Origin of the sequence: Corallincola platygyrae, assembly GCF_039544265.1 — a bacterium.
In the GTDB taxonomy this organism is placed as follows: Bacteria; Pseudomonadota; Gammaproteobacteria; order Enterobacterales; family Neiellaceae; genus Corallincola; species Corallincola platygyrae.
In genome coordinates, this window is record NZ_BAABLI010000030.1 from 1 (window position 1) to 13011 (window position 13011).

Annotated in this window: 13 protein-coding genes; 6 read left to right on the forward strand and 7 right to left on the reverse strand. The window is 48.4% G+C overall.

The window, feature by feature from the left end:
• Positions 1 to 176: 176 nt before the first annotated feature.
• The 7 genes from gmhB to pspA all read right to left on the reverse strand — a co-directional run bounded on the left by gmhB (position 177) and on the right by pspA (position 6355).
• Positions 177 to 731 (reverse strand): D-glycero-beta-D-manno-heptose 1,7-bisphosphate 7-phosphatase, encoded by a 555-nt coding sequence (gmhB, locus tag ABEA14_RS16925; protein ID WP_345341717.1) that lies wholly within the window; start codon positions 729 to 731, stop codon positions 177 to 179.
• Positions 732 to 792: 61 nt separating this feature from the next.
• Positions 793 to 2355: a transcriptional regulator TyrR gene (tyrR, locus tag ABEA14_RS16930; protein ID WP_345341622.1), complete on the reverse strand. Its 1563-nt coding sequence runs from the start codon at positions 2353 to 2355 to the stop codon at positions 793 to 795.
• 203 nt (positions 2356 to 2558) lie between these two features.
• Positions 2559 to 3581: a YcjF family protein gene (locus ABEA14_RS16935; RefSeq protein WP_345341623.1), complete on the reverse strand. Its 1023-nt coding sequence runs from the start codon at positions 3579 to 3581 to the stop codon at positions 2559 to 2561.
• Positions 3578 to 4996, reverse strand: coding sequence for a YcjX family GTP-binding protein (locus ABEA14_RS16940; RefSeq protein WP_345341624.1), 1419 nt, complete (start codon positions 4994 to 4996; stop codon positions 3578 to 3580). The genes ABEA14_RS16935 and ABEA14_RS16940 overlap by 4 nt, the downstream gene beginning before the upstream one ends.
• Positions 4997 to 5389: an envelope stress response membrane protein PspC gene (pspC, locus tag ABEA14_RS16945; protein ID WP_345341625.1), complete on the reverse strand. Its 393-nt coding sequence runs from the start codon at positions 5387 to 5389 to the stop codon at positions 4997 to 4999.
• Positions 5390 to 5392: 3 nt separating this feature from the next.
• Positions 5393 to 5632 carry an envelope stress response membrane protein PspB gene (gene pspB, locus ABEA14_RS16950; RefSeq protein WP_345341626.1) on the reverse strand — a complete coding sequence of 80 codons (240 nt, stop codon included), beginning with the start codon at positions 5630 to 5632 and terminating at the stop codon, positions 5393 to 5395.
• A gap of 30 nt (positions 5633 to 5662) precedes the next feature.
• Entirely contained in the window at positions 5663 to 6355 is a 693-nt protein-coding gene (gene pspA, locus ABEA14_RS16955) for a phage shock protein PspA (protein ID WP_345341627.1), read from the reverse strand.
• A gap of 172 nt (positions 6356 to 6527) precedes the next feature.
• Between pspA and pspF the strand changes: the two genes are divergently transcribed.
• From pspF to ABEA14_RS16985, 6 genes are read left to right on the forward strand one after another with little or no spacing between them, the layout of a single operon-like run.
• Positions 6528 to 7619, forward strand: a complete 1092-nt coding sequence (gene pspF / locus ABEA14_RS16960) for a phage shock protein operon transcriptional activator (protein WP_345341628.1) — start codon at positions 6528 to 6530, stop codon at positions 7617 to 7619.
• 20 nt (positions 7620 to 7639) lie between these two features.
• A complete protein-coding gene (gene sapA, locus ABEA14_RS16965) occupies positions 7640 to 9286 on the forward strand; it encodes an ABC transporter substrate-binding protein SapA (protein WP_345341629.1) in 1647 nt (548 codons plus the stop codon).
• Between the two features lie 3 nt (positions 9287 to 9289).
• On the forward strand, positions 9290 to 10321 hold the full coding sequence (locus tag ABEA14_RS16970) for an ABC transporter permease (RefSeq protein WP_345341630.1): 1032 nt from the start codon (positions 9290 to 9292) through the stop codon (positions 10319 to 10321).
• Positions 10308 to 11198 carry an ABC transporter permease subunit gene (locus ABEA14_RS16975; protein WP_345341631.1) on the forward strand — a complete coding sequence of 297 codons (891 nt, stop codon included), beginning with the start codon at positions 10308 to 10310 and terminating at the stop codon, positions 11196 to 11198. The genes ABEA14_RS16970 and ABEA14_RS16975 overlap by 14 nt, the downstream gene beginning before the upstream one ends.
• The gene (locus ABEA14_RS16980) at positions 11195 to 12211 is read left to right on the forward strand and encodes an oligopeptide/dipeptide ABC transporter ATP-binding protein (RefSeq protein ID WP_345341632.1); all 1017 of its coding nucleotides are present in this window, start codon (positions 11195 to 11197) and stop codon (positions 12209 to 12211) included. Before ABEA14_RS16975 ends, ABEA14_RS16980 begins: the two co-directional genes overlap by 4 nt.
• A 47-nt stretch (positions 12212 to 12258) precedes the next feature.
• Positions 12259 to 12963, forward strand: a complete 705-nt coding sequence (locus tag ABEA14_RS16985) for an ATP-binding cassette domain-containing protein (RefSeq protein WP_345341634.1) — start codon at positions 12259 to 12261, stop codon at positions 12961 to 12963.
• The last annotated feature ends 48 nt before the right edge of the window (positions 12964 to 13011 follow it).

Genomic DNA, 13011 nt, shown 5'->3' on the forward strand with positions numbered 1-13011 from the left:
CCAACTCAGGAGAAAGATAAAAACAAAACCTGTTATTTCTTTCCGCTGCCTCGCCCTGAGCGAGTGAGGCGGCATTATAGGGAGCTTTCTCACAAACGCAAGGGTCGGATCACATATTTTAGTTCAAGTGAACAGATTTTGCTCAAATACGTTTTATGGAAGCGGAAAACTCTTATCTACTGCGCTTTTGAGATAGCAGAGGGAACATCGGCCAGGCTATCGACCACCTCAGATGCCAGTTCTGCTCCCTCTTTAGTTACGCTCTTTCCGGTACGCACTAAAAACTGGCCTTTTAATCCGGCAGCAATTGCTGCGCGCATATCATCTGCTTTATCTCCTACCATGTAGGAGCTACCAAGCGAGATATTATGTTCATCTGCCGCGCGCTTGAGCATTCCCGGCTCGGGCTTACGACACTGGCATTCAATGGCATATTTGGCAATTTCACCCTTAGGATGATGCGGGCAGCAATATACGGCGGTTAATGGAGCGCCAGCTTTCTGGAACTCACTTTTCATCCATTCAGTAAGCTGGTGAAACTGGGACTCGTCGTAATAGCCGCGAGCTATACCAGACTGGTTGGTAACAACCACCAACAAATAACCCTGCTGATAAAGATTGCGGGCAGCATCTAATACACCCTCAACAAACTCGAACGAAGCGATCTCGTGAACATAGCCATGATCGACGTTAATCACGCCATCTCGATCTAAAAACACCGCTTTTTGCATCATCTATCTTTCCAATAACAAGAAGGGCCTGAAAAGGCCCTTCTATTCATTAGCATCTAAACTAGGTGTTATTGATACTTTTCTTATTAATTCCATACTCGCGAAGTTTATTCGCAATCGCAGTGTGCGATACCCCTAGCTTACGGGCCAGTTGGCGCGTACTAGGGTACGCTGGATACAGACGTCTCAACAGATTACTCTCGAAACGTTTGGTTGCTTCCTCAAGCGAGCCTTCGAAATTGTCGTCATAGTATCCAAAGCCACTGCTATATGAAGGTAACTGCAGATCTTCAGCATCTATCTCGTGACCTTCCAATAAGGACACCGCTTGGTAAACAGAGTTCTCCAGTTGTCTGACATTTCCCGGCCATGGGTACTGTTGAACAAAGTCCTGGCATTGCTTAGTCAGATTTGGCGTCGGTCTACCCAACTGCCTGCTATATCGAGCAACGAACAACTCAGCCAAAGGCACGATATCAGCTTTACGCTCACGCAGCGCCGGCACACGCAGGTTTAATACGTTAAGTCGGTAATATAAGTCTTCGCGGAACTCGCCCTGTTGCACCATAGCGGGAAGATCTTTCTGCGTCGCACAGATAACTCGCACGCTGACTTTGACCTCTTCCTCAGCTCCAACTCGACGGAACGATCCGTCCTGGAGAAATCTTAAGAACTTAACTTGCAGGCCTTCCGACATATCTCCGATTTCATCTAAGAAAACGGTACCACCATTAGCTTGTTCAAATACGCCTCGCTTACCCTCGCCCGCACCCTCAAATGCATTAGCGGAAAACCCGAACAGCTCATGCTCTGCAACATTATCAGGTAAAGAGGCACAATTAAGCGCGATAAAAGGGCGATCGCCGCGGAAGCTAAACTCATGACAAGCACGGGCCAACAGTTCTTTACCTGTTCCTGTCTCGCCATGGATTAAAAGAGGTGCATCAAGCTGAGCCATTTTGCGAGCCTGACTCAATACTCGTTTCATATGTGCGCTGTCAGCAAAGATACGTGAGAAGCCGTCATCACTCTGGCGCTGGAAAGCGGTAACCTGCTCACCGAGGCGGTCGACTGATTTGAGAACGACCACGGCACCCGCCAGGATTGACTGCCCTTCTAGATCTGGTACCCGGATGGGAAGAATGTCAGCCAGATAAGTCTTACCAGCCATGGTAATTTTTGCCGCCTGGGCGATCACTTCATCGCCTTCCATCCAGCGTTGAAAGCTAAACCCATGAACCCACTGATTCAGGCCACCGTGAACAATCTTTTCAGTTTTTAGTCGCAGAGCAATAGCAGCAGCTTCATTTGCGACAACAATACGGCATTTGAGATCAATAGAGAAAACCGGGTCAGGCAGGGTTCTAAGCAGTGTTTCCAGCTCATAGTGGCCACGCTCAGAAGGTGTATACGGAACGGTTCTTACATCTTCTACGCCATTAATAAGGCGCAGAGCAGGCATCAGCTTCTGGAGGTCCTCAAATGCCAAGCCTGGAAAATTCAGAAAAATATTACGCTTCTGGTCAGTCTCAATACTTTTCAGATTAATACCGTGCTTTACGAGTATTACCAGTACTTCTTGGGCAATGCCCAGGCGATCTTCGCAAACGACTTCTAAACGCATATCTCCCCACCCGCGGTTATTATCTTATTGTCATTATTCAGGGTGTAAAAATAATAATACAGAGAAAGGAAAGAAGCTAGAACAGAACGTAAAGCAGAGAAGCAAGAAGCATTAACCCTTTAAATACAGTGCGTTGCACACATAAGAGATAGTAAAGATTGAGCTACAGGCGGCATTCTCGTACAGGAATACCGCCTAACAGCTTAACCGATAGCTCTTTTTTTCAGTGTCGCAAAGATTTCTCCAGCCACATTTCTAACTTTCAAAGGTTTCGCTTCAACGTATGGCAAGGCTCGACACACCTGTACTGACTTTATGCCTAAACGTGCAGTTAACAAGCCTGCTCCCATACCTTGAGCAACTCTACCCGAGAGCTTACCAGTCATATCAGCACCGATAGCCTGCAAGCCAACATCACTTAGTGTTTCACTTACGCCAGCATAGATAACATTAAGCATCACTGTCTTGATAAGCAGCCAGCGACTGAAGACTCCCAACTCAATTCCATATACAGCGGCAACTTCATCGACCATGCGCATGTTTCGCCAGGCGATAAGCAGCATATCAATTGCAGCAAGCGGGCTAAGCGCAATCAGCACCGCCGCCTCTGAAGACCAACTCGCGATCACTCGCTTAGCTTTGTCATCCAGTTTCTGCATTACCTGTTGCTCAAACAAAGTAATGACCTCTTTATCAGAATGATGGTCCTCGATTGATTCTTTCCACTCCGAAATGGCCTGAGACAGCTCTTCGTCTGTTTTACTTGGCAGAAGGCGAACACAAAACTGGACTACGTCATCAGAACTCTCGCCATCGAGTATCCGCTCAGCGACTTCACGCCTTTTACCTATACGAGTCAGCTGCGCGCTGCGGCGCCACGCGGTAAAAATCGAGATCGCAGCCCAACCACCTACCAAGGCAAATAAACTGCCGTAAAGCACTGCTAAAGCTGGAGCCTGATGCCATTGGGCATTAAAGAATTCAACCGCCTCTATAAGCGCAATAACCGAAGTCAGGAACAACGCTGTCCATAACATTGGATGACTTTTCTTGGAAAGCGTCGGGGAGGAAGTCTCACTATCATCTATCTCAAGCTCTGACTCGATAGACTGCCAGTTATCGGTTTCTTCTAGAATGATCGCCTGTTCCAGTTTGGATGGTTCAGCGTCTGCTTCCACTTCAAAAAGCTGCTGTTGCTGATAATCACTCTTCTTTGCTTTGCTCATTGTAATTTGTCCCCGAGCAGAAATTGCAGCACACGATCCATTGCAATGTGCGGAATAATATTTCCCTCTTTACCTACCATGGGCGGTGCAAAAGGTACAAAGGAGAATTGGTGCTGTTCAAAGATCTGTGAAGAAGGCAGAGAAGTTGGTAACTCCCCTGGATAAAAAAGAAACGGTTTACGCTCATCGAGAGACGTTGCCTTAAGCATGGTTCGGGCAACTCCCTGATATTCATGGTTGCCAACAGTACTCGCTTTTATCGCTGCAAACGCACAGGTTTCAACCTGCACATCGGCAAAGCCCCAAGGGCTATCTTCAGTAATCACCATCTGTCTAACCAATTGTGAAAGCTGATCCTGCTGCGCAGGCAGGACATGATCCGCCTTCGATGCAGCCAGTACTACTTTGTCGATGCGCGGATTAAACAGCCGACGCAATAACGATCTTTGCCCGTACTTAAAGCTTCCCAATACCTGTAACAAAGCCTGCTTCAAATCCTGAAACTGTGCATGGCCTGCCGCCATCGCAGTCAGTGGGTCGACCAAGACGATCTGTCTATCAAATTTGGAAAAATACTCTTTGTAGAATTTCTCAACTACCTGGGATTTGTAGGCTTCAAATCGTTTTGTCAGGCAATAGCCCCAACTGTTTTTCTTATACTTGTCCTGCAAAGAATCCAACAGTATGTATGGAAAGAATTGAAGAAGCGGAGTGCCTTCGTATTCACCAGGTAGCAAAAAGCGGCCTGGTTGCAGCAGATAAGCGCCGGCGCCTCGAAGGGTATGGAGTAAATCGGCGTACTGCTTAGCCAAATCAGCCAGAAGTAGTTCGTCTACTGGTGCATTCAAGTCGATCGATGCGATAGTTTCTCGCCACAAAACGAACTCGGGCAATTCAGCGTAGCCGGTCATCAGATGGCTATTGAGCTGGCACCACTCATTGTAATCAAGCGCCAGTAACGGCAGATCCAGCAGCCACTCACCGGGATAATCGATTATATCGACTCTTAGCTTTGCTCTGTCCGTCAGGCTGGCAAGCGGCTGTTTCGCTGGTCGATACAAAAGCTCCAGGCTAACCGTACTCACACCTCTTGTTGGTGCTGGCCACTGAGGAACTTGCTCGGATAGTCCGGCCACCGCAGTTTCGTAAGGGTAGCGGATCCAGTCCAGTCGTTGCTGTGGCACTCTCCTGACCCCCAGCAGCCGTTGCTCACTGGTGGGCTTAAAGAAAGGTAGGGAAGCATCTCTGTAGTGAATCAGTTGATGTAGCAAGCTGGTGATAAAAGCGGATTTACCAGCCCCTGAAAGCCCCGTAACGGCGAGAGTGATATGACTATCTAACGAGCGAGAGAGCACGTGATGTGCTCTCTCTTTGATATTGCTTACGATTCGATTGACTGTAGAAGACTTCTTCATCTATAGCTTGCTGATCTCATGCTTGAGTGAGAATTCGTTCGATGTCACTTCCTGTTCCAGTTTACGCAATCTGAACTCCAACTTTTCAAAGCGCGTAACTACTTCCTTAAACGCTTGACGCGGTGGCTCTCCTGCCTGCCAAACATGTGACTTAACAGTATGCACCTGGCCTGCTGACTTACCTGAGGGGGCTTTGTCTAAGACCAGCCATAAGATAACGTAAGCTAGCAGTGGTAACCCGAATATACCGGTCAGAATAATCGCCGACGCTACTACCACGCGAACCAACCAGGTCTCAAAGCCGAAATAATCTGCTAACCCCGCGCAAACACCTGCCAGCTTCTGGCGATCGGTAGACCGATAAAGTGTTTTCTTTTGTGGTGTTTCGCTCATATGTTAGCCCTCTTGACGCTTGTGTTCAGTACCTAAGATCCGCTCAAGCGTATCCAAGCGTTCAGCCATCTTCTCGGCGCGCGCTGCCAAATCATTTAGCAGCGCCATCTCTTCTTCCGTTAAGCCTTGGCTAACTTGGCGCTTGCTGCGGTAATGAAGGAACAACCAAATAGGCGCCACAAAAATCATAAATACTATGAATGGTGCGGCAACAATGCCTGCTATCGCTTCGTAATCAGCCACGCTTACTCTCCTTATCTACCGCCAGCCAAGTTAGGCGTCCTGTTTATCGCTTTTATTATCTGCGTTAAGTTTTTGCTTGAGCGCTTCCAGCTCACTATTAACTTTCTCTTCGGCTTCCAGTTCTGCAAACTGGTCAGAGAGTGAGCGTTGTGCCTTCTCTGCCAAATCGTAGGACTCCACTTCAGCTTCAAGATTGTCAATCTTGCGCTCATACTGCTCAAAGCGCATCATGGCATCCTGTACCTTACCACTGTCAAGCTGCTTCTTTACTTCCAGTCGTGAAGAGACTGTCTCGCGGCGCAAAAGAATGCTTTGCTGACGAGCTTTCGCATCTTTTAACTTTTCCTGTAGTTGCGAGATTTCATCTTTCAAGCGATTAAGTTGCTCGTCATGCTGTTGCAGGTCTGTTTCAACAGCTGTAATCACATCACTCACTTTCTGCTTCTCGATCAAAGCGCCTTTGGCAAGATCTTCGCGGTCTTTACTCAAAGCCAGTTCAGCGCGCGCCTGCCAATCGTTTGCATCACTACGCAGGCGATCAATGCGACGCTCCAGGTCTTTCTTTTCTGCAATCACACGTGCAGAGTTTGAACGAACCTCAACTAAGGTATCTTCCATCTCTTGAATAATCAGGCGAACCATCTTTTCTGGATCTTCTGCGCGGTCAAGCAAGGAATTGATGTTTGCATTGACGATGTCTGAAAAGCGGGAAAAAATACCCATAACACACCTCTTTGGCTCAATTAAAATGTTCTTGTCCAATAGGAAGGCAAGATGCAAGCCAACTTAAAAATTATTATTTTATTCAATAAATACAGAAAGATAGGAATATCCCTTGTCAATGGGGAAATCTCCTATAGTATAAATCACACCAACTCTTGGTGAAATTAACCACATGTCATCATTCAGTGCCAGCAAAAAAGATAACCTGATTGGCCAGTCCAATAGCTTTCTTCAGGTATTAGAGCATGTTAGGCAAGTTGCCGCGCTCAACAAACCGGTTTTAATCATTGGTGAACGGGGAACAGGTAAAGAGCTAATCGCTGAACGCCTTCATTACCTGTCACAGCGGTGGGACAAAAACTACCTGACGCTGAATTGCGCCACGCTGAACGAAAACTTGCTGGAGAGCGAGCTTTTTGGCCATGAGAGTGGCGCGTTCACCGGAGCAAGCAAAAGGCATCAGGGGCGTTTTGAGCGAGCAGATGGCGGCACTCTGTTTCTGGATGAACTTGCGAATACTTCGGGTATCGTCCAGGAAAAACTGCTGCGCGTTATTGAGTATGGCGAGTTTGAGCGTGTTGGCGGCACCAAGTCAGTAAAGATAGACACCCGGTTGATCGCAGCAACAAATGAGGACCTTCCTGAACTTGCAGAGCGAGGAGAGTTTCGTGCGGACCTTTTGGACAGGCTCGCGTTCGACGTGATCACGCTTCCTCCGCTGAGAGAACGCCCTGAAGATATCATGACCCTTGCCGAGCACTTCGCCATTAATATGGCAAGGCAGTTGGAGATGGAGCTATTCAGTGGCTTTACCCGGGCTGCCCAGGAAACCCTGATGGAACATCACTGGCCCGGCAACGTGCGAGAACTCAAAAATGCTGTAGAGCGAAGTGTATATCGACACAACAACGCCCATTTACCACTGCATCAAATCATTTTGGACCCATTTGAATCACCGTATCGACCCAAATCGATAGTGCGCACTAACGATAGAATTAAAACCAGTGGTTCTGAGCAAACTGCGCCGCCTCAGCCAACGAACTCTGAAAAACTTGAACCACAGCAAGCTTCACATAATTCAGCGGTAATAGAATTCCCCATCCAGCTAAAAGACAAGCTACGTGATATCGAAGTTGAAATATTGCGCAGCGCTATGAAACAAAGTCAGTACAACCAAAGAAAAGCGGCTGATAAGCTGGGACTTACTTATCATCAGCTTCGGGGCATTTTGAAAAAGTATGCCTTGCTCGATGAATTTAGATAATCACCATGGAAAGTGGACGTATGCCCATTAGGCGTCGACAAAGTTTTAGAGTTCGCCTGCGTCTCGCAGTGCTTGGTTCAATAACTCTAGTTACTCTCACTCTGGCCTGGATGCTAAAAGATTACGGCGATAATGTTCGGCCGCATCAAGGTCTGGTTTATTGCTCTGAAGCCAGCCCCGAGACATTTAATCCACAGTTGGGAAATTCCAGCACCACAGTGGATGCCACAACCCACCAGATCTATGATCGACTGGTCGATGTAGATGCAGAGGGGAATGTGCGCCCCGGGTTGGCATACAAGTGGCAGATAAGCAGGGATAAAAAGAGTTATAAATTCAGCCTCCGGCAAGGTGTTAATTTTCACCACACAGACTTCTTTCGCCCCAGCAGAACAATGACATCAGAAGATGTCGTTTTCTCTTTCTCCCGTATTCTTGATCAAAACCATCCATACCATAGTATTGGCGGCGGTCAATATCCCTACTTCCAGGGCGTAGGCTTAGGCAATTTGATCCGTTCGGTCGTTGCCGTAGACCCATTTACCGTTCAATTTGATCTGCTGAGACCTGATGCCAGTTTTCTCACAACATTGGCGACAGATTTCGCCGTCATTTTGTCTGCAGAGTATGGAGACTGGCTCGAGCGTAGAAGACAAAAACCTCTCATTGATACAAAACCTATCGGCACAGGCCCATTCCATTTTGTCTCTTACCGGAAAGACTCGTACATCAAATATCGTCGCCACCCAGCCTATTGGGGCCCACCAGCAAAACTCGAGCGTTTGGTGTTTGATATCACGCCACCACCGTCCGCTCGACTCGGCAAGTTGTTAACCGGTGAATGTGATGTAATCGCCCTGCCCTCGGCAAGTGAGATGGCGCTGCTAAGAAAAAATGAAAATGTGCGTCTGAGCATTCAAACAGGTTTGAATGTTGGATACCTCGCCTTTAATACCCAGCATCCTCCTTTGGATAACGTCAAAGTTCGGCGAGCCATTGCACACGCCATTAACAGGGATCGAATTATGGCGGCGGTATATTTTGGCACGGCAACCTTGGCCAACTCAGTATTACCTCCGGTCTCATGGGCATTCAATGATAGCCTGCCATTCGTTGACTATGACCCCGAAACATCGAAGGCCCTGCTGGCCGAAGCAGGGCTGGCTGAAGGGTTTGAGTTCGAACTCTGGGCTCCGCCAATTCAAAGGGTGTATAACCCCAGTCCACTGAAAATGGCGCAACTGATTAAAGACGACTTGGCCAAGGTGGGGATTAAGACGCAGATCGTAACCTACGATTGGCAAACATTCCGACGAAACCTGCAAGCGGGCAAACATGACGCAACCTTGCTGGGTTGGATGGCGGATACGGCAGATCCCGATAATTTTTTCAGGCCCGTGCTAAGTTGCCAAGCATTGTCCCATGGCACTAACCGTGCCCAGTGGTGTGACTTTGAGTTTGACCGCCTTCTCAACGACGCTCTTTCTTCCTCTGACCGGAGTGTAAGAAAGCACTACTACGAAGATGTACAAGAGATAATCTCAAAACAGTTACCCGTGTTTCCGCTGGCCCATGCTCTCCGCTTCCAGGCGCACAGAAGCAATATTAAAGGTATGGGTCTGAATCCTTATGGCGGCATACGCTTTAGCGAGGCTGAGCGAGAATAATTCATGCTTATTTATACGCTAAGAAAGATAAACCTATTTATCTTCACTTTTGTGGGACTGTCTCTGCTCTCCTTCAGCTTGATTCATATCGTTCCAGGCGATCCTGTTTACCTCCTGACCGGTCTTGAAAACCTGTCAGAGGAGCAGTATCAGACGTTAAGTCACCAGCTCTATTTAGACCGTCCCTTTATTCTCCAGTACTTCCACTATCTGGGCAATATATTCAACGGTGAGTGGGGCTACTCACTGACATCTGGTGAAAGTGTCTGGGTCGAGATCAAACAGACATTTCCAGCCACACTTGAGTTGGTGTTTTATGCATTGGTGGTTGCCATGCTTGTCGGTTTACCGATTGGCTCACTGGCAGCTCTGAAGAAAGAGAGCATCACTGACCATACGGTAATGACACTCAGCCTTCTTGGCATCTCCATTCCGGTATTCTGGTGGGGACTATTGATGATCATGATCCTGGCACTGACCCTTGGGTGGTTACCTATGTCAGGCCGGTTGAGTCTTCTCTACGACATTGAGCCGGTCACCAACCTGATCCTGATTGATATCCTACTGTCCAATCAAGATTACAAAGAAGCCGCATTCCAAAACGCACTGGCTCACCTGGTGATGCCAACGCTTGTTCTGGCGACAGTGCCAACCACCCAGGTTATTCGTACCACGCGTGCCACCATGCTTACCCTGCTTAAGAAAAACTTTATTAAAGCTGCTCAAGCAAGGGGGATTGGTCGTTGGAACGTATTAAGGCGGCATGCCTTGCCCAACAGCCTGTTGCCGGTGTCCAGGCAGTTAGGGCTCCAGATCAGTACCTTGATGACAGGCGCGATGGTTACCGAGAACATTTTTTCTTGGCCAGGCATTGGCAAGTGGTTGGTCGCCAGCCTGTACCAACGGGACTACCCGGCAATTCAAGGCGGACTGCTGGCAGTATCGACCTTCATCATTTTAGCTACGGTCATCAATGACCTGCTGCACACTGCGTCAGATCCTATCGCGAGGAAAACATATAATGCTGCGTCATGAGATATACGACGACGCCAGAATGCCCTCGCCCCTGGCTAGGGCTCTGGTCGAGTTCAGAAAACACCCTGTCTATATGGCGGCCTTTTATTGGTTGATGTTGCTATTTGCACTGTCGATATTCGCACCATTTGTCGCTCCCTATACCCCTGATACCCAGCATCTGGGTGAACTTTTAGTGCCACCATCCTGGTACAAGAATGGTCAGGTGGAGTTCTTTTTCGGTACCGACGACCTGGGTCGAGATATTCTCACCCGCTTAATCTACGGTGCTCGCTACTCATTTGGCATGGCACTGTTGATTATGACGGTGTGCGCCTTGCTCGGCACTATTATTGGTGTTTTTGCAGGAATGACTCGCGGCTTAAAATCGAGCATCTTGCATCATGTGCTGGATACGGTGCTGTCCATTCCATCGCTGCTGTTAGCGATTGTTGTTATTGCCATTCTTGGGCCTGGGCTTGAGCAGGTGCTTATCGCTGTGGGTCTCGCCCAAGTACCTCAATTTGTACGTACGCTGAATAATGCGATACGTGAAGAGCTCAGTAAAACCTACGTCACCGCCGCCACGCTGGATGGTGAAAAAGGGCCTCGCCTGTTTATATTCACGCTGTTACCAAACCTGCTCGAACCCATACTCGTCCAATTCACAACGTCTCTGTCGACAGCCATTCTGGATATCGCAGCACTTGGCTTTCTCAAATTGGGAGCGCAGGCACCCACCCCGGAATGGGGCACCATGCTGTCAGGCGGGTTGGAATTGATTTACCGAGCACCATGGACCGTGGCATTCCCTGGGTTTGCCATCTTGATAAGTGTCCTGTCAGTGAATGTTGTGGGCGAAGGGCTGCGTAACTCCATAGGCAAGGTGAAGCAATGAGCTTGCTGGATATTAAAAACCTATCAATCACCCTGAAAACTGAAAACGGTGAGATAACAGCTGTTGACCGCGTCAGCTTGTCACTGGCTGATGGAGAAATACATGCGCTGGCAGGCGAGTCTGGTTCAGGCAAAAGTTTGTTGGCTAAGGCTATCAGCGGGCTGCTTTCTGACGATTGGAGTGTAATTGCCGACCGTATGTTCTACAACGGTGAAGATCTTCAGGCAATGGACTATCAGGATCGTCGGGAGCTAATGGGCAGCGAGATCGCAATGATTTTCCAGGATCCGGAGAACAGCCTGGACCCGATTATGCGAATAGAAGAGCAGTTAATAGAGACACTACCGAAGCCCGATAGCAAAGGACCGTTCAGTTTCTTTCGAGCCCATAAACGACTCAGACAATCAGCAATTTCCCTGCTTCATCAAGTAGGTGTGAAAGACCACGAGCGCTTGTTAAAGGCGTATCCTCATGATGTTTCAGAGGGGCTATGCCAAAAGGTCGTGATCGCAATGGCGATTGCCCACAGACCTCGGTTACTTATTGCAGACGAACCTACCGCAACCATGGAGCCAAGGGCGCAGGGACAATTGTTCAGGTTGCTAAGGAAGTTCAATCAGCTACATAACATGAGCATCCTGTTGCTCAGCCATGACCTCTATACCGCCGCACAATTGAGTAATCGAATAACCATGATGTATTGTGGCCATGTGGTTGAATCAGGTCTAACCAAGCGAATGATTGCACACCCGGTACACCCTTATACAGAAGCCATGGTTAACAGTACCCCGAGTTTTTCGGGGCAACTGATACATAAATCTTCGTTGCCTGAGCTACGGGGTGGTGTACCAACGTTGCAGCACCTTCCTATTGGCTGTCGACTGGGCCCACGTTGCCCTTACGCCCAAAAGGAGTGTGTAGAAGTCCCTGCGCTGAAACGCTTCAAGGGGCGCAGCTACCGATGCCATTTTCCATTGAACCTGGAAGCGTTGCGTAAGAAGGACAAACAATGATCCTTGCCGCCAGATATTTAACCAAAATCTACAAACCAAGATTTGCAATGCCTTGGACTCCCGAGCCCGCCCCGGCGATAGATCGCATCTGTTTTGAGTTGGGTGAAGGCGAAACACTGGCGATTATAGGCGCCGCAGGCTCGGGTAAAACTACGCTGGCCAGAGTCTTGGCTGGGGCCGAAACACTGACAGAGGGAACTCTGCTAATGGAAGGCCAACGCGTTGACGCTGTCACCAGCGATGATTACCACAAAAACATACGTATGGTGTTTCAAGATCCCAGCGCTTCACTAAACCCCAACATCTCCATCGGCAAGCAACTAGACAGTACTTTGCGACTCTCCAGCAAACTGAGTGATGCAGAGCGCAAAAAGCGAGTAATGCAAACTCTGCAGGATGTAGGCTTGATGGACGAACATGCTGAATTTTATCCTGACCAACTTTCTACGGGTTTGAAGCACCGTGTGGCGTTAGCCAGAGCGCTCATCACGGAACCTAAGGTTATTATTGCAGACGAATCGCTCTCGTCGGTCGATGTGTCAGTGCGTGCAAAGCTGATCAATCTGCTACTGAAACTGCAACGAGAGCGCAACCTCTCCTACATCATGATCACTCACGACCGTGAAATCATCGAGCATATGTGCGATAAAATGATGGTTCTTCAAAGCGGACGCACCATCGAGTACGGGCAGGTAGAACAGATCCTAAATCAGCCTAAAGAAGCCTATTCAAGGCAACTACTTGCGTTGTAAATACTAAAAAAACGCTACTACCAGCGATTGTTAGGTTGTAAAAATCTA

Coding starts and splice junctions, on each gene's coding strand:
- gmhB (WP_345341717.1), bottom strand. CDS start 731: ATGCAAAAAGCGGTGTTTTTAGATCGAGATGGCGTGATTAACGTCGAT.
- tyrR (WP_345341622.1), bottom strand. CDS start 2,355: ATGCGTTTAGAAGTCGTTTGCGAAGATCGCCTGGGCATTGCCCAAGAA.
- ABEA14_RS16935 (WP_345341623.1), bottom strand. CDS start 3,581: ATGAGCAAAGCAAAGAAGAGTGATTATCAGCAACAGCAGCTTTTTGAA.
- ABEA14_RS16940 (WP_345341624.1), bottom strand. CDS start 4,996: ATGAAGAAGTCTTCTACAGTCAATCGAATCGTAAGCAATATCAAAGAG.
- pspC (WP_345341625.1), bottom strand. CDS start 5,389: ATGAGCGAAACACCACAAAAGAAAACACTTTATCGGTCTACCGATCGC.
- pspA (WP_345341627.1), bottom strand. CDS start 6,355: ATGGGTATTTTTTCCCGCTTTTCAGACATCGTCAATGCAAACATCAAT.
- pspF (WP_345341628.1), top strand. CDS start 6,528: ATGTCATCATTCAGTGCCAGCAAAAAAGATAACCTGATTGGCCAGTCC.
- sapA (WP_345341629.1), top strand. CDS start 7,640: ATGCCCATTAGGCGTCGACAAAGTTTTAGAGTTCGCCTGCGTCTCGCA.
- ABEA14_RS16970 (WP_345341630.1), top strand. CDS start 9,290: ATGCTTATTTATACGCTAAGAAAGATAAACCTATTTATCTTCACTTTT.
- ABEA14_RS16975 (WP_345341631.1), top strand. CDS start 10,308: ATGCTGCGTCATGAGATATACGACGACGCCAGAATGCCCTCGCCCCTG.
- ABEA14_RS16980 (WP_345341632.1), top strand. CDS start 11,195: ATGAGCTTGCTGGATATTAAAAACCTATCAATCACCCTGAAAACTGAA.
- ABEA14_RS16985 (WP_345341634.1), top strand. CDS start 12,259: ATGCCTTGGACTCCCGAGCCCGCCCCGGCGATAGATCGCATCTGTTTT.